The 22,706-nt window shown below is 71.4% G+C and carries 22 protein-coding genes; 8 read left to right on the top strand and 14 right to left on the bottom strand.

Annotated elements, in window-relative coordinates:
* Nucleotides 1-4 precede the first annotated feature (4 nt).
* The 3 genes from ACIQCZ_RS08085 to ACIQCZ_RS08075 all read right to left on the bottom strand — a co-directional run bounded on the left by ACIQCZ_RS08085 (nt 5) and on the right by ACIQCZ_RS08075 (nt 4,229).
* Entirely contained in the window at nt 5-1,690 is a 1,686-nt protein-coding gene (locus tag ACIQCZ_RS08085) for a thiamine pyrophosphate-binding protein (RefSeq protein WP_402280628.1), read from the bottom strand.
* Complete coding sequence (gene speB, locus ACIQCZ_RS08080) at nt 1,687-2,655, bottom strand: agmatinase (RefSeq protein WP_361448763.1); 969 nt, start codon at nt 2,653-2,655, stop codon at nt 1,687-1,689. The genes ACIQCZ_RS08085 and speB overlap by 4 nt, the downstream gene beginning before the upstream one ends.
* A 68-nt stretch (nt 2,656-2,723) precedes the next feature.
* A complete protein-coding gene (locus ACIQCZ_RS08075; protein ID WP_402280626.1) occupies nt 2,724-4,229 on the bottom strand; it encodes a sodium:solute symporter in 1,506 nt (501 codons plus the stop codon).
* A gap of 121 nt (nt 4,230-4,350) precedes the next feature.
* On the opposite strand from ACIQCZ_RS08075, the gene ACIQCZ_RS08070 reads away from it, so the two are divergent.
* Both ACIQCZ_RS08070 and ACIQCZ_RS08065 read left to right on the top strand, forming a co-directional pair.
* Entirely contained in the window at nt 4,351-5,835 is a 1,485-nt protein-coding gene (locus ACIQCZ_RS08070) for a PucR family transcriptional regulator ligand-binding domain-containing protein (protein WP_402280625.1), read from the top strand.
* A 98-nt stretch (nt 5,836-5,933) separates the two neighbouring features.
* On the top strand, nt 5,934-6,299 hold the full coding sequence (locus ACIQCZ_RS08065) for a hypothetical protein (protein ID WP_402280624.1): 366 nt from the start codon (nt 5,934-5,936) through the stop codon (nt 6,297-6,299).
* Nucleotides 6,300-6,417: 118 nt separating this feature from the next.
* On the opposite strand, the gene ACIQCZ_RS08060 is transcribed toward ACIQCZ_RS08065, so the two are convergent.
* The 7 genes from ACIQCZ_RS08060 to ACIQCZ_RS08030 form a co-directional block, all read right to left on the bottom strand.
* Nucleotides 6,418-7,032: a hypothetical protein gene (locus ACIQCZ_RS08060; RefSeq protein WP_402280622.1), complete on the bottom strand. Its 615-nt coding sequence runs from the start codon at nt 7,030-7,032 to the stop codon at nt 6,418-6,420.
* Nucleotides 7,033-7,062: 30 nt separating this feature from the next.
* Nucleotides 7,063-8,055: a peptidase gene (locus tag ACIQCZ_RS08055; RefSeq protein WP_402280620.1), complete on the bottom strand. Its 993-nt coding sequence runs from the start codon at nt 8,053-8,055 to the stop codon at nt 7,063-7,065.
* 7 nt (nt 8,056-8,062) lie between these two features.
* On the bottom strand, nt 8,063-8,479 hold the full coding sequence (locus tag ACIQCZ_RS08050; RefSeq protein ID WP_402280618.1) for a hypothetical protein: 417 nt from the start codon (nt 8,477-8,479) through the stop codon (nt 8,063-8,065).
* 769 nt (nt 8,480-9,248) lie between these two features.
* Nucleotides 9,249-10,505, bottom strand: a complete 1,257-nt coding sequence (locus ACIQCZ_RS08045) for a lanthionine synthetase LanC family protein (RefSeq protein WP_402280617.1) — start codon at nt 10,503-10,505, stop codon at nt 9,249-9,251.
* A gap of 227 nt (nt 10,506-10,732) precedes the next feature.
* Nucleotides 10,733-11,566 carry a thiopeptide-type bacteriocin biosynthesis protein gene (locus ACIQCZ_RS08040; protein ID WP_402280615.1) on the bottom strand — a complete coding sequence of 278 codons (834 nt, stop codon included), beginning with the start codon at nt 11,564-11,566 and terminating at the stop codon, nt 10,733-10,735.
* A 505-nt stretch (nt 11,567-12,071) separates the two neighbouring features.
* The gene (locus tag ACIQCZ_RS08035) at nt 12,072-12,419 is read right to left on the bottom strand and encodes a hypothetical protein (RefSeq protein ID WP_402280613.1); all 348 of its coding nucleotides are present in this window, start codon (nt 12,417-12,419) and stop codon (nt 12,072-12,074) included.
* The gene (locus ACIQCZ_RS08030) at nt 12,416-12,682 is read right to left on the bottom strand and encodes a hypothetical protein (RefSeq protein WP_402280612.1); all 267 of its coding nucleotides are present in this window, start codon (nt 12,680-12,682) and stop codon (nt 12,416-12,418) included. The genes ACIQCZ_RS08035 and ACIQCZ_RS08030 overlap by 4 nt, the downstream gene beginning before the upstream one ends.
* Before the next feature lie 77 nt (nt 12,683-12,759).
* On the opposite strand from ACIQCZ_RS08030, the gene ACIQCZ_RS08025 reads away from it, so the two are divergent.
* Nucleotides 12,760-13,557: a helix-turn-helix domain-containing protein gene (locus ACIQCZ_RS08025; RefSeq protein ID WP_376209730.1), complete on the top strand. Its 798-nt coding sequence runs from the start codon at nt 12,760-12,762 to the stop codon at nt 13,555-13,557.
* Nucleotides 13,550-13,771, top strand: a complete 222-nt coding sequence (locus ACIQCZ_RS08020) for a DUF397 domain-containing protein (protein WP_389635828.1) — start codon at nt 13,550-13,552, stop codon at nt 13,769-13,771. The genes ACIQCZ_RS08025 and ACIQCZ_RS08020 overlap by 8 nt, the downstream gene beginning before the upstream one ends.
* A 77-nt stretch (nt 13,772-13,848) precedes the next feature.
* Here ACIQCZ_RS08020 and ACIQCZ_RS08015 read toward each other — a convergent pair whose 3' ends face one another.
* Entirely contained in the window at nt 13,849-14,943 is a 1,095-nt protein-coding gene (locus ACIQCZ_RS08015; RefSeq protein WP_402280609.1) for a CU044_5270 family protein, read from the bottom strand.
* The gene (locus ACIQCZ_RS08010) at nt 14,940-15,617 is read right to left on the bottom strand and encodes an RNA polymerase sigma factor (protein WP_402280607.1); all 678 of its coding nucleotides are present in this window, start codon (nt 15,615-15,617) and stop codon (nt 14,940-14,942) included. The genes ACIQCZ_RS08015 and ACIQCZ_RS08010 overlap by 4 nt, the downstream gene beginning before the upstream one ends.
* A gap of 144 nt (nt 15,618-15,761) precedes the next feature.
* Between ACIQCZ_RS08010 and ACIQCZ_RS08005 the strand changes: the two genes are divergently transcribed.
* The 4 genes from ACIQCZ_RS08005 (at nt 15,762) to tesB (ending at nt 20,229) form a co-directional block, all read left to right on the top strand.
* Nucleotides 15,762-17,327, top strand: coding sequence for a serine protease (locus ACIQCZ_RS08005; protein WP_402280606.1), 1,566 nt, complete (start codon nt 15,762-15,764; stop codon nt 17,325-17,327).
* 217 nt (nt 17,328-17,544) lie between these two features.
* Complete coding sequence (locus ACIQCZ_RS08000; protein ID WP_402280605.1) at nt 17,545-17,949, top strand: peptidase inhibitor family I36 protein; 405 nt, start codon at nt 17,545-17,547, stop codon at nt 17,947-17,949.
* Between the two features lie 228 nt (nt 17,950-18,177).
* A complete protein-coding gene (locus ACIQCZ_RS07995; RefSeq protein WP_351082649.1) occupies nt 18,178-19,335 on the top strand; it encodes an acyl-CoA dehydrogenase family protein in 1,158 nt (385 codons plus the stop codon).
* Nucleotides 19,336-19,353: 18 nt separating this feature from the next.
* A complete protein-coding gene (tesB, locus tag ACIQCZ_RS07990) occupies nt 19,354-20,229 on the top strand; it encodes an acyl-CoA thioesterase II (protein ID WP_402280604.1) in 876 nt (291 codons plus the stop codon).
* Between the two features lie 50 nt (nt 20,230-20,279).
* Here tesB and ACIQCZ_RS07985 read toward each other — a convergent pair whose 3' ends face one another.
* On the bottom strand, nt 20,280-21,059 hold the full coding sequence (locus ACIQCZ_RS07985) for a phosphatase (protein ID WP_402280602.1): 780 nt from the start codon (nt 21,057-21,059) through the stop codon (nt 20,280-20,282).
* 66 nt (nt 21,060-21,125) lie between these two features.
* Nucleotides 21,126-22,637, bottom strand: coding sequence for a DUF6056 family protein (locus ACIQCZ_RS07980; RefSeq protein WP_402280601.1), 1,512 nt, complete (start codon nt 22,635-22,637; stop codon nt 21,126-21,128).
* Between the last annotated feature and the right edge of the window lie 69 nt (nt 22,638-22,706).

The raw sequence follows: 22,706 nt of genomic DNA, 5'->3' as shown, positions 1-22,706 counted from the left end.
GCGGTCACAGATGCGTCGGCTCGAACATCCTCAGCAGGGCCGGGAGCACGACCACCGAGGGGCCCGGCTGAGCGAGGGACTTCGCCAGGTCGGCGGCGAGCGTCTCGGGGGTCGTGCGGACCGCCGGGACGCCGAAGGACTCGGCGAGGGCGACGAAGTCGGGACGGGCGAGTTCCGTCGCCGTGGCCTCGCCGAAGGCGCCCGTCATGTACTCGCGCAGGATGCCGTAGCCGCCGTCGTCGACGATCAGCCAGGTGACGGGCAGGTCGTACTGGCGGGCCGTGGCCAGCTCCGCGATCGAGTACATCGCGCCGCCGTCGCCGGAGACCGCCAGGACCGGCCTCGTACGGTCGGCCGCCGCCGCACCGAGGGCGGCGGGGAAGCCGTAACCGAGGCCGCCCGCGCCCTGGGCCGAGTGCATCGTGTTCGGATGGCGGGCGTCGAAGGCGGACCAGGCCCAGTAGGCCAGGATCGTCATGTCCCAGAAGCTGGGCGACGCGTCGGGCAGGGCCTGACGGACCGAGGCGATGAGCTGCTGCTCCAGGGTGAGTTCCTGGGCGGCGATCCGGTCGCGCACCGCTGCGAGGACCGTGCGGACCCGCTCCGGCGCCGACGGGTCCTCGCGGCGGTCGACCGCGTCGAGGAGGTCGGACAGGGCCTCGCGGGCGTCGGCGTGGATGCCGAGCGCGGGATGGTTGGACTCCAGCTTGCCGGCGTCGGCCTCGATCTGGACGACCCGGCCGCGCGGGGCGAACGTGTGGTAGTTCGAGGAGAGTTCACCGAGCCCGGAGCCGACGACCAGCAGCACGTCGGCGGCTTCCAGGAAGTCCGTCGTGTGGCGGTCCTCCAGCCAGGACTGGAGCGAGAGCGGGTGCTCCCACGGGAAGGCGCCCTTGCCGCCGAAGGTGGTGACGACGGGCGCGTCGATCTTCTCCGCGAGCGCGAGCAGCTTGCCGGACGCGTCGGAGCGCACGACTCCGCCGCCCGCGATGATCGCCGGACGTTCCGCCCTGGACAGCAGGTCGGCCGCGACGGCGGTCAGTTCGGGACGGGCGTGCAGTGCGCGCGGGGTGGCGTCCATCGCCGTGACGACGGGCAGCGTGGTCTCGGCGAGGAGTACGTCCTGCGGGATCTCGACCCAGACCGGACCGTGCGGGGCGGTCAGCGCGGACTCCCAGGCGGCCGCGATCGCCGACGGGATCTGGGAGGCCGTACGGACGGTGTGGACCGACTTCACGACATCGCGGAACGACGCCTTCTGGTCCCTCAGTTCGTGCAGGTAGCCGTGGCGTCCGCCGCCCAGGCCCGCGGTCGGGATCTGGCTGGAGACGGCCAGCACGGGGGCGGAGGCCGCCGCCGCCTCCTGGAGAGCGGCGAGGGAGGTGAGCGCGCCGGGGCCGGTGGAGAGCAGCAGCGGGGCGACCTCGCCGGTGACCCGCCCGTAGGCGTCGGCGGCGAAGCCCGCGTTGTTCTCGACCCGCAGGCCGATGTAGTTCAGCGACGAGCGGCGCAGCGCGTCGAACATGCCCAGCGCGTGCTGGCCGGGCAGACCGAAGACGGTGGTCGCGCCGAGGCCCTGGAGCGTTTCGACGACGAGGTCTCCGCCGTTGCGTCCTGCCGGGGGGTTCAGAGCGGCCGCGATCTGCTCGGGGGTGAGCTGCGGCCGCTCGTCGTGGTGGTCGTGGCTCACTTCGTGCGGGCCTCTGCGATCTGGCGGGACATGACCGTCGTCAGCTCGTACGCCGTGTGGGAGGCGGCGACGGAGGTGATCTCGGCGTGGTCGTACGCGGGGGCGACCTCGACCAGGTCGGCGGAGACCAGGTTGCAGGAGGACAGGCCGCGGACGATTTCGAGCAGCTCGCGGGAGGTCAGACCGCCGGCCTCCGGGGTGCCTGTGCCGGGGGCGTGCGCCGGGTCCAGGACGTCGATGTCGATGGAGATGTAGAGCGGCCGGTCACCGATGCGCTGACGGAGCTGGTCGGCGACCTCGTCGACACCGCGCCGCATGACGTCGGCGGAGGTGACGATGCCGAAGCCCATCTTCGCGTCGTCGTCCAGGTCCTGCTTGCCGTAGAGCGGTCCGCGGGTGCCGACGTGGGAGAGCGCGGAGGTGTCGAGGATGCCCTCCTCGACGGCCCGGCGGAACGGGGTGCCGTGGGTGTACTCGGCGCCGAAGTACGTGTCCCAGGTGTCGAGGTGGGCGTCGAAGTGGAGCAGGGCGACGGGGCCGTGCTTCTTCGCGACGGAACGCAGCAGCGGCAGCGCGATGGTGTGGTCGCCGCCGAGCGTCATCAGACGGGCGCCGGTCGCGAGGAGGTCGTCGGCCGCGGCCTCGATCGTCTCGACGGCCTCGTTGATGTTGAACGGGTTCGCGGCGATGTCACCGGCGTCGGCGACCTGCGCGAGGGCGAACGGCGAGGCGTCCTGCGCCGGGTTGTACGGGCGCAGGAGGCGCGACGCCTCACGGATCGCGTTGCCGCCGAAGCGGGCACCGGGGCGGTAGGAGACACCCGTGTCGAAGGGCACGCCGACGACGGCGACGTCGGCGGTGCCGACCTCGTCGAGGCGGGGCAGCCGGGCGAACGTCGCGGGTCCGGCGTACCGCGGGACGCGGGAGGAGTCGACGGGACCGCGCGGCGTTTCGTTGCTGCTCATGGCGGGTGCCTTTCTTGTTGCGATGCGGGTGACGCGGAGGTGGTGCGAGCCTTGTGGGCGTTCGTACGTTATTCGACTGCGGGGGACGCGGTGGAGTGCGGGGTCCCCGCGGCGGCGGCGGTCTTCTCGGCCGCCGGACCGTCCTGGTCCGCCCGCCCCGCCAGCCGGTCGCGCCAGACGGCCAGCACGGCCGCGTCGGTGGGCTTCGTCGCCAGGGAGACGATCACATACACCGCGAGCGAGGCCAGCAGCCCGTAGTAGACGGGTTCGTTGGCGAGGATGCCGTACGTCGCCATCAGGCCGATCACGGCGACGCCACCGACCGACACCGCTGCCAACGCGCCCGCCGCGGTACCGCGGCGCCACAGCAGGCCGCCGAGGATCGGCACCAGCAGGCCGCCGACGAGGAGGTTGTACGCGACGGTCAGGGCCTCGACCACGTTGTTGAGCGCGATGGCGATGGCGATGACGGCGACACCCATGATGAGGATGAACGCGCGGTTGCCCTTCACCTCGTCGTGCTCCTCACCGCCGCCCCGTGAGACCACGCCCCGCAGCCGGGACCAGATGTCGTTGTTGGCGACGGTCGCGCAGGCGATCAGCGCACCGGAGGAGGTGGACATCACCGCGGCCAGCGCGGCGGCGAGGACCAGTCCCCTTACGCCGACGGGCAGTTCGTCCTTGACGATGGTCGCGAACGCGGTGTCCGCACTGGACAGGTTCGGGTACATGACCTTGGCGGCGGTGCCGATGACGGCGCCCGCGATCGCGTACACCAGACAGTACGTACCGGCGACGGTGCCGCCCCAGCGGGCCGTCCGGTCGCTCTTCGCGGTGAACACCCGCTGCCAGATGTCCTGGCCGATCAGCATGCCGAAGGTGTAGATCAGCACGTACGTGAAGATCGTCTCGCCGCCGATACCCAGCGGGTCGAAGTACTCGGTGGGCAGCTTGGCCTTCATCTCGCTGAAGCCGCCCGCCTTGATCACCGCGATGGGGAGCAGGAGCAGCAGCACACCGATGGTCTTGACGACGAACTGCACCATGTCGGTGAGCGTGATCGACCACATGCCGCCGAGCGTCGAGTACGCGACGACGATGGCGCCGCCGAGGATGATCGCGACGGTCCGGTTCACGTCGAACAGCACGTCGAAGATGGTGGCGTACGCGATGGTCGAGGTGACCGCGAGCATCAGCGTGTACGCCCACATGACGACACCGGAGATGATCCCGGCCCGGCCGCCGTAGCGCAGGTCGAGCATCTCGGAGACGGTGTAGACCTTCAGCCGGGCGATGCGCGCCGAGAAGAAGACGGAGAGGGCCAGCAGTCCGAGGCCGATGGTGAAGACCATCCAGGCGCCGGAGAGCCCGTACTGGTAGCCGAGGCCGACGCCGCCGATGGTGGAGGCGCCGCCGAGAACGATGGCGGCCATCGTGCCGGAGTACATCCAGGGGCCGAGGCGGCGCCCGGCCACCAGGAATTCGCTCTTGGACTTGGCGCGGCGCATGCCCCACCAGCCCATGGCGAGCATGCCGGCCAGATAGACGATGATCACCGCGTAGTCGACAGCCATGGGCTTCCTCCGTTTCAGTCATATGCGCTCGTCGTATGTGGTGAAGACGGTAGGTGGCCCGCAAGCGACGCTGAAGTGTACGTTTCATCCATAATTGAAATCCTCGATGGATGGACCGTCCATGCCGGAAGCCTCGGCCGGGGTCGCCCCGCCCAGTCCCCCTCCCCTCTCCGCTCCCCCCACGCCCCCGATCCCGCTCACGGAACTGCTCGCCCGTGAGGAGCTCGGGCTGCACCGGATCGCGGGTCCGGCCGAGGCGGATCTGTTGTGGGTGCACACCTCGGAGATGGCCGACCCGTACCCGTATCTGCTCGGCGGCGAGCTGCTGCTGAGCGCCGGGGTGCTGCTCAAGGACCCGGACGCCTTCGTGGCCCGGCTGGTGGAGGCGGGGGCGGCGGCGCTCGGTTTCGGGGTGACGCCGGTGTTCGACACGGTGCCGCAGGCGCTGATCGAGGCGTGCGACCGGCATGGGCTGCCGCTGGTGGAGGTGCCGCCCGAGGTCCCGTTCACGGCGATCGCGCGGGCGGTGTGGCGGCTGATGGCCGAGGCCCGGCACCGCGAACTGCGCCGGGTGACCCGGGCCCAGCAGGCCCTGGCCACGGCGGCGGCCAGGCCGGATCCGATCCCCGCGGTGCTGCACCAGCTGGCGGCTCAGTTGGAGGGCCGCGCGGTGCTGCTCTCCGCCGACGGCGAGGAGCTGCACGCGGCGGGCCGCCGTCCGGCCCCCGACATCGGGGCGGCGCTGACCCGGCTCACCCGGGTGGTCTCCACCGTGACACGCCCCGCCCCGGCGTCCGCGACCGACACCTTGCGCGAGGCGCACCTGTCCGCGTACGCGCTGGGCGGCGGCCAGGGTCTCGTCCTGGCGCTGGCGACGGACCGGCGCGAGGCGGGCGACCACACCATCGCCGGGGTCGCGGTCGTCCTGCTCTCCCTGCTGGCCGCCCCGCACCAGGGCGCCGACGCGGCGGGCCGGTCGGCCGCCCTCGTACGGATGCTGCTGGGCGCGGACCCGCAGGACGTCGCGCCGCTGCTCGGCGGCGCCGAGCAGTGGACGGTGGTGCACGCGCGCCGCAGCGGCGACGCCCCGGTCGACCCGCTCACCGCCGGTGCGCTGGGCGCCGCCCTCGGCTCGGCCCTGGTCGACGGGGGCCGGGGCCGCGACGCCGTCAGGGTGCTGGTCCCCGGCGGCGACCGGATCACCCCGCAGCCCGGCTGGACGCTCGGTGCCTCCTCCCCCGCACCCATCACGGCACTCGACCTCGCCGACGGCCAGGCATCCCGCGCCCTGGGCCGCGCCGTGGCCACCCGCACCCCGCTGGCCCACCACCACACCGGCGCCGGAGCCGGCCTGGCCGCCCTGATCCCTCCCGACCAGGCGGAGGCGCACGCCCGCGCCCTCCTCGCCCCGCTCACCGAGCCCCTGGCCGAGACCCTGCGCTGCTGGCTGAGCCTGCACGGCAGCTGGGACCGCACGGCCACAGCCCTCCAGGTCCACCGCAACACGGTCCGCCAGCGCATCGCCCGCTGCGCGACACTGCTGGACGCGGACCTGGACGACATGGACGTACGGACGGAGCTGTGGTTCGCGTTGCGGCAGCGGTGAGCCGCCGCCACTCCTGACGTACCTGCACCACGACACCGGCCGCCGCCTCGGAGGCCGCCCTCTGCCACTGCCGCACCTGAGCCGTACGGGAGCACAACATGCACAACAGGCACAACGACGCCATGCACATCGAACTACTGGTCGTGCCCGACTGCCCGAACACCCGGACCGCCGCCGACCGTCTCCGTCAGGAGCTCGACGGACTGGGCCTGCACGATGTGACGTTGCGGACCCGCACCATCACCAGCCAGGCCGAGGCGGAGGCCGCGCACTTCACCGGCTCGCCCACGATCCTGATCGACGGACGCGACCCCTTCGCCGAGCCCGGCCGGGCCCCCGGACTGACCTGCCGCGTGTACCGGACCCCGGACGGCCTGGCCGGCGTGCCGACGACCGACCAGCTGCGCCGGGCCCTGGCCGACACCCTCGGGGATGAACCCGCGACGCGTCACCCGGACCGGTGAGCTCAGCCTGACGCCCGCCCCGCCCTCCTGACGCGCCCCGGCACCCCGTCCCGACTCCGTGACCGCAGGCCTGCTCGACGGCGAAACAGGAGGGATCCCCCAGGACGGCCAGAACCGGTCAGGCGACGGAATGGGTGATCGTGCCGGTGTACTGTCCGACGGCTGCGGTGGCGGGCACGGTGATGACCAGAGTGGGATTCCAGCCACAGGTCTGGGTCGCGACCGCCCCCGAGTGGGAGAAGGCCGTGCGAGCCGCGTCGAGAGTGACTTGGTCGGCGGCAGTCGTCTGTCCGGGATGGCATGCGTCGTTGCCCGAGTCGGCGGTGACGGGTCCGGACCAGTAGGCGATGTTGCTCGTGGCGATGCTGCCGCCTGCGGCGGTCAGGGCGGTCGCGGTCACCGTGACGTCCCACTGTGATACCTCGCTTCCTGTGACCGTGATGGTCCCCAGTTGCGCACTGTGGGTACTGCCGACCGAGGCACTGCCCAGGTTGGCCGCCGTCGGCACGCTGATGGTCAGACTTGGTTGTGCCAGGGCACGCGTGGGGGGCGGCTTCGCCCGGCGGGAGGACGGGGCGCTGCTCTGCGGTGTCTTCGCGATGGTGGGGACGGCTCCCGGTCCGGTTGCCTCCGCGCTCGGTGTGCCCGTGGCCGGCGCGGAGGCGAATGGTGTCGGTGAGGGCTGGATGACCGCCGTGAACAGGACGGCGGTGAGCAGGATACGGGTGTGCACGAATGTCCGTCGGTGCCTTGGTGTGTGAGGTCAGGAGGTGGTGTTCCGGCCGCGTTTGCGTACGGCGAGTGCGAGCAGACCGACGGCGACAAGGGTTGCGGCGCCTGCTGCCCAGAGCGCGCGGCCGGAACCGGCGGCGATCATGGCGCGCACGGGTCTGCCGTCCCCGGCATCGGGGAAGGAGAGGTGCCCGGCGGCGGTGTGTTCCAGGAGACCGCTGCGCAGGGTGACTTCCGACGTCCACGGCCCCTTGGGGACGCTGGTGCCGAGAGTGAAGGTGATTTCTCCGGTTTCGCCGGTGGCGAGTGTGGGACCTTGGTTGCTGGTGAAGGGGCCTGCTGCCAGGCCGTCCGGGCCGTTCTTCAGCATCAGCTTGCCGCTGATGTCCACAGCCCGCGCCCCGGTGTTGCGTACCTGGGCGCGCAGTTGGGGCAGGCCACCGCGATCGCGTGCGGGGATGAGGTTGGTGATGCGGAAGTCGGAGGGCTGTTCGCCGCCGGGGCCGATGTCCAGGTAGACGCGGGTGCCGACGCGCTGGACCATGGCGATGTTGTTGTGACGTCCCGGGGCTGAGCGGTGCTGGGCCCAGATGACGCCGTAGCGTTCGCCTTCCGAGGCACGGCGGGGGACATGGATGGTGGCTCGGATACGGGCCTTGGTGTGAGGGCGCAGGGTGAGGCGGGCCGGTCTGAGGGTGATCCAGCGGGTGAGTTCGTTGCGCCTGCCGTTCGGCAGGTAGACGAAGTGGCCTCCATGGATGCCTGCCCTGCCCGCGTACATGCGCAGCTTCAGTGGCTTGCGGCTGTCGTTGGCCACTTCGAGCTTGCGGTGGATCGTGGCGCCGGGTGCCAGGTGGTCGATGATGTAACTGGCGGCGCGCGGATCGTCTTTGCGTTCGACGGGCGCTTCGAGCAGCTTGATTCCCAGGGTGATCCGGGGGACGCCTGGTGCCGTGTGTGCCGTGGCGGCGGCGGGGAGGCTGAGCAGCCCTGCCGCCGCCAGGAATGTGAGAACTCGCTTCATCGTGCTGTCAGGCCACCGAGTGCGTGATCGTGCCGGTGTACTGGCCGGCGGCGACGGTGCTGGGGACGTTCACGATCACGGTCGGGTTCCAGGAGGCGTTGTCGGCACCGCCGCCCCCGGTGTGCGCGAAGGCGGTCTGCGCGGAGGACAGGGTGACGGCGGCGGCCGCGGTGGCCTGGCCGGGGGTGAAAGTGCCGCTTCCGTTCGTACTCGTGGCGGGCCCCGACCAGTACTCGACATCACTGTTGGGGATGCTCTGGTTGGCGCCTCCGGCACCGGTGGTGAAGGCCGTGGAGGTCACCGTCGCGGTCCACGGAGCGGGCACGACACCGCGCTGGTCGTTGACCGTCACCGTGCCGAGTTGCCCGGTGGCCGTACCGCCGAAGGTCGTGTTCGACAGAGCCGCGCCGGCCGGCGCGCTCATGACGAGATTCGACCCCTGAACGGTGAAGGTGACAGTCGTGTCCTGGGCCTGAGCCGAAGACGTCACTGTGGCCAGCGTCAGCACAGAGGCCCCGACGACAACAGCAGGCAAGATTCTCATCCACGTTCTCCCAACGATCGGTTAGCCCCTAAGAGGTGTCCCGTAAGCCCTGGTGGGTCGGCGCGCGGCGTCGGATGCGGTGCATCGCAAGGCGGAGGGGCGTCCGCACACTGGATGCATGTGGACATTCCGACAACGCGGCGAGGTGCCGTAGCTGTCGTCGCGCGCCCGCCGGGGGTTACGGGACAGCCCTCAGGAGTACCAGCGCCGCCATCCGGAGCCATGGCAGCACCCGCAAGACCATGCACGCAGGCACACGGATGGTCCATTCGTCGGGGCCTTCCCTGTCATGACGAAAACGCATTCATGTTTTATTACTGACCTGTTGATACTCATCGACGTCCTGGACCAGCCACCGGAGCGAGGCGTTGTCTGTCGAGTTGCCGACGGCGCTCACACCCCGGAATCACGCCGAGGCCGACTCGCAGGACGTGCCCGTAGCACTCCAGGAGCGTTCCAGGACCGGCGAGTTCGCCACCGCACCTCACACACGGGCGAGCGGAGAGAGCACTTCCACGCGCGGGCGAGCGCAGAGGGCGCTTCGCGCAGGCCGTGCCAACCGCGCCGGGACAAAGGGTCCTTGCCGTGCCGGGCCGAGTGCCTTCACACGCGCGGGCGGCGGCTGTGGCGTGGTCGGGTGCTGGCGTCATTACCGCAGCCCGAGGCAGGGCAGCCAGTCGCGCGAGGCGTTGTGGTCGGCGGTGAGGAGGGCGCTCAGTGCGCCCGGGGCTCCGTCGAGCAGGGAGGTCCGAGCTGCCGAGGCCCGACCGGGCCGGGTGGTTCGGGGTTCGCCGGAGGTGAGCGCCGCCGAAAGTCGTCGGCCCAGGTGATCGGCCAGGCGGTCACGAAGGGCGCCGGCGGCCAGCAGGCCGGCCCAGCGGTGGAACGCGTCCGCCACCGCCAGCACGCCGGCGGCGCCGTGGCACAGCCCGAGTCGGTCCGTCAGAGGATCACCGAACAGGTCGGTGTCCTCGTCGTACCGCTCCGCGAGGGTGGTGAACGCGGTCGCCGCCCAGTCGGCCGTCGACCGGTCGCCCATGGCGTCGGCCGCGTCCCACAGCGCCCAGGTCACACCGGGAGTGCCGTAACACCATGCCTGACGGGCTCGTGCCCCGGAAGGAGGCAGGCCGTCGAGTCCGGCCGGGTCCCAGCTCCGGATGGACCGGTCGTCGTCGAAGGACTGCCGTACCAGCCAACGGGTGGCCCCGCGCAGGGCGTCCAGCAGCTCCTGCTCCGGGCCGACGCGGCGGACGGCGGCGGTGAGCGCGGCGACGAGCCCCGCCACGCCGTGCTCCGTCCCGGTGTTCACCCGGCCCTGCATCCAGCCCGGACTCGGGTGACCGGAGTACTGGCCGACGCGCAGTCGGCGCAGGTCACCGCTGTCGCACAGCTCGGTCAAGTGAGCTGTGAAAGTACGTAGTTGACTACGTCTCGGTTGGGGCTCGCCGACGCAGAGGGCCAGCAGGGTGCCGGACGGGCCGCTGATGAGGTCGTAGTCGGACAGGCCGACGTCCGCCGCCCGCCAGGGGCGCGCCCCCGCCCTGTCCAGCAGATGGTCGCGCAGCCGGTCGGCGGCGCGGTGCAGTGGTGGGTGGATGCGGGCGCCGAGTCGCAGGCCGACGAGGGTTCCGGCCATCCCGCCGTCGTACAGCCCGCAGTGGGAGGCGCCGCGACCGATGGCCTGCGCCCACGCGGCCACCGCGCGTCCGGCGCTCTCAGCGGCCGCGGGGTCGGGTGTCCGCGCCGCCGGACCGCGCGTCCCGGCGACCAGACAGGCCAGTACGGGAATGCCGGGGTCGGGCGTCGCATGCTCTCCGTCGGAGAAATCGTCGAGAAGTCGGACGGCGATCCGGACGGCGCCGTCGAGAGCCGCGCGACGCGGCGGGGCCTGGCTGCCTGGGTGCATCGGAGCTCCTGGTCGGGGGAGCCACGCGGATCGGGTCCGGGTGGCTTGGTTCAACTCAGCGGTGGGCAGGTGATGTCCGGGGGGAGAGCCGTCAGCGGTTGTTGTCCGCCGCTCGACCGCGTCGACATGGTCGAACAGGGGCCGCGGAGGCGCGCACCGGAGCGGTACGGCCGAGGAGCTTGCCCTCGGTCGCGGCATGACGGGAGCGGATTCGGACTTCGGCCATGTCAGTCCACCACCCCGACGTCGGCCAGGGCCTCGGCGACCAGGCTCTGCCGGGCGTACGACAGCCGTCCCCGGTTCCAGTGGAAGATCACGGCGTGGGCGGCGGCGCGACGTGGTCCACGCACCGCGCCACCGGACTCGAAGTAGCCGGTGCGCCAGCGATCCGCGGCCCGGCGCACCGCCTCACCGTGGAGCTCCTGCGACGTGCGCCAGGCCTCCGGCGTCCCGTCCAGCAGTTGTGCGCGTGGCCGTTTCCAGTGGATGCGGATGCCCTGGGCGGCCTGGCGGAGCGCGACGTCCCGGGGGCCGCCGGCCAGGGCGGGTCCGGTGTCCGCAAGCACCGCCTCCCAGACGCCCCGGTGTTCCCGGCCGACGATCCCCAGGCCGTCGAACATCTCGCGGAGCAGCAGGAGGGAGAGCCGCCAGTCGGCCGGTACCTGCCCGTCGCCGTCCCAGCGCCGGGCGTGGTGGTCGAGCCAGGCCAGCGAGTCCGCCGTGAACACCTCATGCACCCACGGCATGGAGGCGGGACCGCCGAAGAGGTAGGACTCCGGCTCGTACACCACGTACACCGGCGGGGCGATGAGCCCGTCGAACTCCGTCAAGCGGCCCCGGAGTTCGACCCGCAGTCCCACGGCGTCGTCCGCCCCGAACGCCTGGAAGCGCACGCACAACCCCGGCGGCTTGTGCATGAAGAAGAAGGCGTGTGCAGTGTGCGCGCCGAGGAGGTCGCGCGCGGTGTCGGCGAGCCAGGCGTACAGGCGCGGCCACGCACTCGACCGCGGGGCCAGGTTCACCTGTACCCAGCGCGCCTCCGGGTGCTCCACCCTCGGCATGGCACCTCCGTGTGTCGTGGTTCCGGCGTGGCAGGACCCCTCACGGACCGCGGCGTGCTCTCGCGGGCGCATTCGGATATCGGGAGAATCCCTTGGTTTCGCGTTGTGTCGCCCGCGGGTTCACGGGATGCGGTGGAGTCAGCAACGCTCGCCGGTCGAGCCGGATGCGCGGGGGTCGGGGGCCGAAGCCGTCCTGCTCAATGGTGTCGGGCCTCCCTGGCCCTTCACCCACCTATTTCCCGCTTTACCACCAACTGAAAGAGATATTTCAATTAGTCACATTATGAACAGGGGTGCGCTTGGCGCGCCCACGAGGAAAACGCACGTGGTCGATTGCGCCGTCGCACGGATCGGCGTGCACGGCCACCCCCGGTGAGACCGTCATGCGCACTCGGACCCGCTCGCCGATTCCGTCACCACGGATCTTCCCCGAGGGCTTCGCAGCCGCCTCCGGCCCAGGACGCGAGGGGCATCACCGGGCCGGGCATGGTGGATTCAGGGTGGTTCAGGACTCCGAAGGGCACGGGCCGGCGTCCGGGTCGCCGGGACCCCGGCCGGAGGTCCGGAGACGAAGGCCTCGGCTCTCGGCGACGCGGCACACATCGCGCAGCGCCTCGGCCATGCGGGCCACGACATAGCGGAGCTGCACCGACGTGACCTCGGAATCGCCGAGCATGTCGTCGACGTGGTCGAGGAGTTCGGCGGCCATGCCGAGCTGCACGCTCTCGACATTGTCGGCGACGCGGGAGACGTATCCGGTCCCGTCACCGATGACGTAACACGGGTTGCCGTCCACGCCGGACCACGGAAGCAGACGCACCGAATCGGAGCCCGGGGCGTTCGGGGCGATCACGCGGTCACCTCGACACCATGGATCGGGCGAGGCGCGATGCCGATGTCCGGAGTGGGGCGTACGCCCGCGGGAGGCACGGCGCGATACGAGTCCATGGGCCGGTGGCACTTCAGGGCGGGCCACCGGAACCGCAGCAGCGGCTCAAAAGCATCGGCGATACAGCGCAGCACGTCGTCAACTCCGTTGAGGTAGAGGGGCGTTTTCCGGACCGTGCGACGGCGGCGGCCGACGTCCGGGCGAGCCACCGCTGTGTAGTGATCCACTCACAGAGTGAGACGGTGCGGACTAGGCTCGCCAGGGGGTTCCAGGTGACAGGCCCTTTGGCGCACGGGAGTTGACCATGAGTAATACCTATGGCGATTGGTTGAAGGCTCAGCGGGAAGCGGCCGGACTGACGCAGCAGGAGCTGGCCGACGCGGCGATCATGACGCGGTCGCACATCTCACACATCGAGGCGGGGCGCCGCATCCCGTCGGAGGAGGACGCCCGGCGCCTGGACAAAGCCCTCAACACGGGGAACGTACTGAGCAGTTTCCTGCCGGGCAAGAATGACGGCACGATCGCCGACTTCTTCGAGCCCGCGCGCCAGCTCGAACAGCAGGCCACGATGATCAGGGAGTTCGCTCTGAACTTCGTGCCCGGCATCCTTCAGACGGAGCGATACGCTCGCGCGGTGCTCGGCCCAGCGTTCCCGCCCAAGAGCGACGAAGAGCGTGACAAGCACGTCGTCACACGCCTGGAACGAGCCAAGATCCTGAATGATCCCGTGACGCCCGTAGTCTGGGCGTTGCTCGACGAGGCGGTGCTGCATCGCCCCGTAGGCGGGCCGGGCGTCATGGCGGAGCAGCTCATGCACATCGTCCGACTGGCCGAGACCGAGCGGATCCGTGTGCACGTACTGCCCTTCGCGCTGGGCTTTCACCCGCTCATGGAGAGCATGCTCACCCTGATGTGGTTCGAGGACCAACCGCCCGTGGCGTACAGCGAGGCCCTACGCATGGGGAAGGTGCATGACTCTCCGTCCGTGGTGAGGCAGTTGCAGAGCCGCTACGATCTCGCTTTGAGCGACGCCCTGCCGCTGAAGGAGTCACAAGCCCTGCTGAGGGCGACAGTGAAGGAATACGCACACCATGACTGACCGCACCGTCCTGGACGCATCGACGCTCAGCGGCTGGCGCAAGTCGTCGCACAGCGGAAGCGAATCCGGCAGCTGTGTCGAGGTGTTGGACGGTCACCCCTCCGGCGTCCCCGTCCGCGACTCCAAGGCCCCGCACGGCCCCGCCCTCGTCTTCCCGGCAGTCGGCTGGTCGGCCTTCGTCGCCGCGGTCAAGGACGGCACCTTCCCCGCCTGAACGCCCCGTCCCGGCCCGCAGCGAAGGCGGACCGGGGCGGGGCTGTTCGTGCCGTACGAGTGTGCGGCGCTGCCGTGTTACGCCGTCGTCGGGGCGGAAGTCTCGCCGGTACGGTCGACCGCGGCTCGGGTGAGGACCGCGGAGGTGCCGACAACGGTTCCGGCCGGGCCGGCGTCGCCGGATTCGGTGAGGACCGTGCGCTCACCGAGGAACGCGTACGTGGTCCGGTCGAAGACCCACTGCGTCTGCTGCCCGTGTGCCGTACGGGCGACGGCGACGCCCTCGCGTCCTGCGGCGTCGGTGGCCGCATCGATCACCGTGACTCCGGGGATCTTCGCGGCGGCCTTGTAGAGCGCGGCGCCGACCTGCGGGGGTGCCCAGGTCTCGGCCAGCAGGTCGCCGATCGCGGTGAACGCTCGCTGGTCCGGGTCCTGGCCCTGCCCGCGGGTCTCGTCCCGGATCAGCTTCAGCAGGGCGTCCGGGTCGGTGGGCAGCGACGCGACGTACTTGTGCGTCGGGTCGCTGATCGACGCGGCCTTCTTGTGCGCGGTGCGGGGCCGGGGTGTCGCCCCTCGGCGGTCGAGGTCGTAGACCGGTGCGTCGTCACCGAGCGAGGAGTCGGGCTCGCCCTCCTCGCGCAGCAGGCCGGGGCGGCTGCCGTCGGCGGACAGCCACACCTGCCGCGTGTGTGCGGGAGGCATGGTCACCTCGCCGCCTCCGGCGCTCTGTCCGGCGAAGGCGACCTTGCTCTCGATGTACACGAACTGGTCGTCGCGGACCGTCGGTTGCTTCTCCCCGGCGGCGGCGAGCGCGATGCGGTCGAGCAGCTGTGCCGCTTCGGACGTGCCGGGGGTGCGGTCGCCCGGGGCCGCGGTGGTGCCGCGCCCCGGCGCGTCCGCGAGGTTGACCACCACGACGCCGCCGACCGCCAGGGCGCAGGCGACAGCGGGCACCATGACCCGGACCAGACGTCGGCGCGGGCGCGCGGCCCGGGGGGCGAGGCCGCCACGCGGTTCGGCGACGGCGGCCTCGCGCAGCAGCGCTTCCTTCAGCAGCAGTTCACGGTCGGGGTCCAGGCCGGGGACCGACGGCGGGGGCAGCAGTGCGGTGAGGCCGGGACCTTCGGTCTCCTCGGACCGGTGGTGCGTACGGCGCCGCGAGGTGAAGTTCATCTGTGGTTCTCCTGGGTCAGCAACGGGGCCACGGGGGCGCGGCCCGGCAGTGGCTTGTCGGGGGTGGTGGTCGCGGCGGGGGCTCTGTTTCCCGCCGCGGGTGGCCTGTCGGTTCCGGCCCGTGCGTCCGGCGCGCGTGTGGCGCGGGTTTCGGCCTCGGTGAGCTCGCGCAGTCGGGTACGGGCGCGGGACAGGCGCGACCGGACGGTGCCGACCGCCACGCCGAGCGCCTCGGCCGCTGCCGCGTAGTCCAGGCCGGCCCACACCACCAGCGTGAAGACCTCCCGGTCCCGGCGCCGCAGTCGGGCGAGAGCGGCGTGCGCGGCCCGCAGTTGCTCGGTGTCCGCGAGGTGCGTGACGAGGTCGTCGGCGAAGTCCGGGATCGAGCCGCGTTCCGGGACGCGGGCGAGCGCGATCTCGCGGCTTCGGCGGGTGCGTGCGTTGCGGCGCATGATGTTGGTGGCGATGCCCAGCAGCCACGGGCGCAGACCGTCCCCGTCGGGACGCAGCTTCTCGCGGCTGCGCCACGCTTCCAGGAAGGTCGACGAGACGACGTCCTCGGCCTCCGCCCAGTTGCCCGTCACCCGCAGGGCATAGCGGTACACCGCTTGGGCGTGCTCGTCGTACAGCTCCCCCAGGGCGTCGCGGTCTCCGCGGCGGAAGCGGTTCCTCATGAGTGATTCCACACTCTGCACTGCCGCGCCCGTTGCGCCGGTTCCGGTGACGTGCGCCACACGCATGCCGCCCCGGGATCACACCCCGCAGCCCGTGTGACTCAGCTCACGGGAACGCCGCCGCCCGGCAGCGCAGTGCAAGTCATGAACAGTTCTTCCGTATCCCGCCGGAGCGCGCTCCGGACACTCGCTCTCGCCGTCGCCCTGGTCGGCAGCACGACGCCCGCGTGGAACACCGCCGCCTTCGCCGCGGAGCCGGCGACGTACACCCTCACGATCAATCACCTCGACCGCACCGGCCACAAGACGGCGGACTACACCACCCATGTCACCGGAGTCTCCGGGCCGGGTGCCGACGAGGCCGTCCAGCCGTACGACGCCTCCGGCACGACCACCGTGCGTCTGCCCAAGGGCCGGTACCTCCTGGACAGTGCCCTGACCACCGGCACGGCGGCGGAGGGCACGGACTGGGTCGTCCAGCCGCGCCTCGACCTCGACCACGACTCCACCATCACCGTCGACGCACGGACCACCGCCCCTGTCGACGTGACTCCGCCCGACCGCTCCGCGGGTTTCCAGCACAGCGTGATGTTCGTGCAGGTCAAGCACGACGGCGCGGTCCGGACCACCAACCTCGTCAACGGCACACCGAACCTGCGCGTCGCACACCTGGGCCCCGACAGCGAACCCGGATCGGTGGAGCAGTGGTTCGACTCCTACTGGAGCACCGAGACCGCCGGCTACGCGCTCGGCCACACCTTCACCGGCAGCCGCGCCCTGACCGGGCTCGTCCGGCACCCCGCCGCGAAGGACCTGGCCACGGTGCGGATCCGCGGCGCGGCGCGGCCGGGCACCGAGGGGCGGGCGACCGTCGACCTGCAGCCCACGGCCGGACCGACCCTCGGCGTCTCCCAGACCCTGCCGGCCCCCGCGACCGCCACCTACTACGTGACGCCTGAACGCGGCACCTGGGACATCACCTACTGGGTCCCCACCGCGCCCGGCGCGGCATCGAACCGCTACAGCGCCGACGGCATCGCCGTACGCGCCGGAAGCACGACCACCCACACCTTCGACAACGCCGTCTTCGGCCCCGATCTCACCGACCGCCCCGGTATCGTGCGCGACGGTGACCGGCTCGCCGTCGACGTCCCGCTGCTCGCCGACGGCGACGGCCACGTGCCGTCGGCGCCGTCGTACGACTCGGCGTCGAGCACTCTGCACCGCAACGGCGTGCGCGTCGGGACGAAGACCGGCACCCCCGGGAAGGCCGCGTTCACCGTGGCGCCGGGGCGCGCGGCGTACCGGCTCACCAGCACGGTGAAGCGCGGCGGCGCGCCCGGCGTCGCCACGCGGGTGACCACGTCGTGGACCTTCACCTCGGACACGACGAGGGGTCCGGTCCCGGTGCCGGCGAGCGCCGTGCGGTTCTCGCCCGAACTCAGCCCGACCGGTACCGCGCCGGCGAACGCGACGCTCCGTGTCCCGGTCACCGTGCTGGGCGCCGCCGCGAACGGACGCGCACGTTCGTTGGCGGTCTCGATGTCCGTGGACGGTGGCACCTCGTGGACCCGGGTCCCGGTCGAGCGGGGCGCCGTCGAGATCCACAACCCGCGCGCGGGCACCGGCGTCTCTTTGCGTGCCGCGCTGACCGACACCGAGGGGAACACCCTCACCCAGACCGTCATCGACGCCTACCGCACTCGGTGATCCCGACTCGGTGATCTCGTGAGGCCTGCCCCTATGACGCCGTGGTCCGGGCAGGCGGACGGCGACTGCGCGCCGGTGTACACAGGGGCGCCCCGAGCCGTGACGCACGCTTCGGGCGCCCCTCCCTCCGCCCTGGCTTCAGCGGTAACAGCCGTGACACGGTGATGATCACCGAGAGTGCCTGCTTGATCACACAAGGGAATGAAGGGGCTTCGTCATGAACCGCATCGCCGCGCTCGCCGTCACCTCGATCGCCTTGACCCTGGGCCTCGGCTCCGGGCCCGCCGCGGCCGGAGCCGCCGAGAACGCCGGGACCGGGCCCGCCGCCACCGGGAGCGCCGCGGCGTCCTACAGCTGCAGCCCCGGCTACTTCTGCATCTACAGCGACTGGAACGGAGGCGGTACCCGCTGCCAGTGGTCGGACAAGCAGCGGGCGAACACCGCCGACGACTGCTCCTTCATCCAGCGGGGCCAGAACGTCCGCTCCGTCTGGAACGGGACCGGGCACCGCGTTCAGTACTACACCAAGACCAACTACAACTCCCGGGTCGGATCCACCCCCGCCGGAAGCGGCGGCAACCTCCAGGGGAGCTACCAGATCCGCTCCTTCAAGCCCCAGTAGGCGGGAGCGGGCAGCACGTACGGGAGCCCTTCCCGGCCGCCGGCCGGGGAGGGCTCCCGCGCGTCCGCGGCCGGAAGATCGGCTCGGGCGTGCTGAGCATCACCCTGGACAGCGTCGATGACCGGCGGGTAACTTTTGACCAGGACTGAGCAAGCGCTTAGCCAGCCTGGCCGAAGCTCACCCGAAAGCTCGCCCGAAGCCGATCGAAGCTGACCAAGGAGGCACCCCGTGCGCCGTACGGTATTCAACGAGGACCACGAGGCGTTCCGGGAGACCATCCGCGCCTTCATCGAGGCCGAGGTCGCCCCCGTCTACGACGAGTGGTTCGCGGCGGGCCAGGTGCCCCGCGACTTCTACTACAAGCTCGCCGAGCTGGGCATATTCGGCATCGAGGTGCCGGAGGAGTACGGCGGCGCCGGTGTGGAGTCCTTCAAGTTCGAGGCGATCATCTCCGAGGAGTGCGCCCGCGCGGCCGTCAACTTCGGCGGCTCCGGCGTGCACGTCCTGCTCTGCCTGCCGTACATCAAGGCGTACGCCACCGAGGAGCAGAAGAAGCGCTGGCTGCCGGACTTCGTCAGCGGCAGGACGATGTACGCCATCGCCATGACCGAACCGGGCACGGGTTCCGACCTGGCGGGCATGAAGACCACCGCCAAGCTCTCCGAGGACGGCACGCACTACATCCTCAACGGCGCCAAGACGTTCATCACCGGTGGCGTCCACGCCGACCGGGTCATCGTCTGCGCCCGTACGGACGCCCCCAAGGCGGACGACCGCCGGCACGGCATCTCCCTCCTCGTCGTCGACACCAAGGCCGAGGGCTACTCGGTCGGCCGCAAGCTCGACAAGCTGGGGCTGCGCACCTCCGACACCGCCGAGCTGGCGTTCGTCGACGTCAAGGTGCCGGTCGAGGACCTCCTCGGCGAGGAGAACAAGGGCTTCTCGTACCTCGGCCAGAACCTCCCGCAGGAGCGCCTCGGCATCGCCGTCGGCGCGTACGCACAGGCCAAGGCCGCCGTCCGGTTCGCCCAGAGCTACGTGCAGGAGCGCACCGTCTTCGGCAAGACCGTCGCGTCGTTCCAGAACACCAAGTTCGAGCTGGCCGCCTGCCAGGCCGAGGTGGACGCCGCCGAGGCCGTCTGCGACCGCGCCATCGAGGCCCACGACGCCGGTGAGCTGACCGCCGCCGAGGCCGCCTCCGCGAAGCTGTTCTGCACCGAGGTCGCGCACCGCGTGATCGACCGCTGCCTCCAGCTGCACGGCGGCTACGGCTACATGAACGAGTACCCGATCGCCCGTCTCTACGCGGACAACCGGGTCAACCGCATCTACGGCGGCACCAGCGAGGTCATGAAGTCGATCATCGCCAAGTCCATGGGCCTGTAGAACGGTTACGTTCTTTCCATGAGCTCAGCACTCGATTCCCTGCTCGATCTGCTCGACCTGGAGCGGATCGAGCAGGACATCTTCCGGGGTACCAGCCGCTCGGCGGTCGTACCCCGCGTCTTCGGCGGCCAGGTCGCGGCCCAGGCCCTGGTGGCCGCGGGCCGTACCGTCCCCGCCGATCGCACGGCCCACTCCCTGCACTCCTACTTCCTGCGGATGGGGGACCCCGGCGCGCCGATCGTCTACAGCGTCGACCGCATCCGGGACGGCCGGTCCTTCACCACCCGCCGGGTCGTCGCCGTCCAGCACGGCCAGCCGATCTTCCATCTCTCGGCGTCGTTCCAGACGTACGAGGAGGGCCTGGAGCACCAGGCGGCCATGCCGTCCGCCCCTGCCCCGGAGACCCTGCCCACGGCCGCGCAGATGCTGCCCCGGTACGCGGACCGCTTCAGCGACCCGGGGGTCGTGGACCGGCTGATCGAGGCGCGGGCCGCGGTCGACCTGCGGTACGTGGACGCCCCGCCCTTCGGCACGGTCGGCGAACCGCGCGAACCCCGCTCCCAGGTGTGGTTCCGCACCAACGGCAAGCTCGCGGACGACCCGTTGCTGCATGTCTGCATGGCGACGTACGTCTCCGACATGACGCTGCTCGACTCGGTGCTCCTCGCCCATGGGCGCGGGGGCTGGACGGTCGGCGACGTGGTCGGGGCGAGCCTGGACCACGCGATGTGGTTCCACCGGCCGTTCCGGGCCGACGAATGGCTGCTGTACGACCAGGAGTCGCCGTCCGCGTCCGGCGGGCGCGGGCTCGGCCAGGCCCGTATCTACACGCAGGACGGCCGGTTGGCGATCACCGTCATCCAGGAGGGCGTGGTCCGCGTCCCCCGGGGCTGATCCGTTCCCCGCCGCCGACCGCGGACCGGTCGGCGGCGGACCGGCCTGCGTCAGACGAGCCCCGCCGCGTCCAGCAGATAGTCCGTCAGCGGGTCGTAGAACCGCGGGTCCAGCACATGGTCGTCCAGCGGAACGGCCACCTGGAGCGTCCCCTCCGCCTCGCCGACGAACAGCGCCGGGTCGTTGCAGTCCGCGTACCCCACCGCGTCCAGCCCGCGCTGCGCCGCGCACCCCGCCCAGCCGTGGTCGGCGACCACCAGGTCCGGCAGCGGCCGGCCCTCGCGCTCCAGACCGTCCAGGATGGCGGCCATCGGGGCGGGCGAGTGGGTGTGCCAGAGCGTCGCGCCGCGCTCCTGCACCGCGACGTCCGCGAACTGGAACACCATGCCCTCGTCGGCCACCAGCCCCGAGGGAATCCTCACGATCTCGCAGCCGGCGGCCCGCAGCGCCTGGGCCGTCTGCCGGTGGACGTCGAGCAGCCCGCCCGGGTGCCCCGTCGCGAACAGCACCCGCTCCCTGCCCGCCGCCGCCTTCCGCAGCCGCGCCGCCATCCGCTCCAGGGCGTCGACCGTCAGCTCCGGGTCGATGGTGTCCTGCCCGAACCGGTGCTCCGGGTCGTCGCTGACCCCGCAGCGCTCGGCCATCACGGCCAGCACGTCCTGCTCGTCGCGCCACCGGTCGCCCAGTTCCAGACCCAGCCAGTAGTGGCGGTCGCCGTTGGCGAGCTTGCGGTAGTGGGAGAGGTTGTTGTCGCGGGGTGTGGCGACGTCTCCGGCGATACGCGTACGGACGAGATGTTCGACTAGGGCGGCACGGCTGGGTATCGGCATGAACCCATTGTGCCGTCAGGTGTGCGCAGTGTGCCGGGTGTCTTGCACGACGGACGGGCCGGCCGCTCAGGAAAGGCGGGTCGAGTACGTGATCTTCTTCAGGTGGTAGTACTGGGCGACGCACCGCGCCGGCCACTGGTTCTTGCCGTGGTTGCCGAACGGCTCCCCCATCCCGCTGACCGACACCGGGGTGTACGGAAGCACCTGGGCACCGCGCGCCGCCCCTGTCCGCAGGAAGTGGTCCTGGCGGTCCCAGCGCTGGGCGCGCACGTCCATCTGCCGCTCCAGGTGGAGCAGCGGAACCGCCAGGCCGACACAGGCCACGGCGCACACGGCGCCCGCGGCCACGGCCGTCGCCGTACGGATCCCCGGTCGGCGCGCCCGCAGCGCCCGTCCCAGCAGCGCGCCGATGCCGACCAGGAGCATCACGTACAGGAGGAGGAAGTCGCCCCAGACGCGGGACGCGATCACCACGCTCGTCCCGAAGGCGGGGTAGGCGACGACGGTGCAGAGGTACCCGGAGACCAGGAAGGTGAGGCATCCGGTGAGGACCAGGAGGAAGGGCCTGCGGCGCAGGGATCCGGCCGGCCCGTCCGTTCCCTGTCCGGCGCCTCGCACCAGCAGGCCCAGCAGTACGCCGACGGCGAGCGCTCCCACGTACTGCCAGGTCGTGAGGATCGTCCCCAGGATGTGCCCGAACGCCCGCAGCCCCGTGATCAGCGCCTCCGGGCCGAACATGGAGGAGCTGTCGGCGCCGAACCGTGCGCGCCGGGCGCGTGCGCCGGGCGACAGGTACAGGATGGCCGAGCCGACCGCCACTCCGGCGAAGGCGAACGCGCACCAGAAGCGCGCGTAGGTCCGGCCGGTACCGGGGGCCATCCAGCGGCTGAGCAGCAGCGCGGCGGCGAGCACGACGAACGCGACGACCGCCGTCTCCTCCGACAGCGTGCCGATGAAGACGCCGACGACGAAGGCGATGCCCACCGCGAAGTCGCGTCCCCGCCCGGTCCGCGCACGCAGCATCGGGATCAGGGCGGCGCAGGCCAGCACCGGTGACACGGTGTGCGAGACGGAGGAGGCGGGCCAGTAGAACGCCTTGTACGGGTTGGGCGACGCGAAGAAGAAGACCACCGCCGTCATCGCGCCCACCAGCAGCGCGAGACCGCGCGGCGCGGTCAGTCGGGCCCTGCGGAGCGCGGAGGCGGTCAGCGCCCAGAGGATGCCCAGCATGAGCACCCCGCTGACCAGGGCGAACCACTGATGGCCCGCGACACCGAAGGATCCGTACGCGATGACCAGCAAGGCGTTGGCGATGCGGCCGTTGTCGTGGAGGAAGAACTTCGCGATCATCCCGGAGGCGCCGTCGTCCCGTACGACCGGGAGGAAGCACCAGTCGTCCCCTCCGGGGCGGACCAGGCGGCCGATCCAGAAGGCCGCGCCGAGCAGGGTGAGCGGCACCAGGGTGAGGGCCACCGTCCAGATCGAAGCCCACCGTCGCACGGGGCCCGGACGGGCCTCCCGGGGGGACTCCTCGTTCTCCTTCTGTGCGTCAGCGGTCTTGGACGTGTCCGCGGTCATGTGCACTGGTGCCCTTCGTACGTTGCTCGCGTCTTGCGCGCCGAGAGGTTCAGGCGGTGGGGATGCGGG

Origin of the sequence: Streptomyces sp. NPDC093149, from assembly GCF_044754145.1 — a bacterium.
Lineage (GTDB): Bacteria > Actinomycetota > Actinomycetes > Streptomycetales > Streptomycetaceae > Streptomyces.
This window is presented reverse-complemented; position numbering and strand designations above follow the sequence as displayed.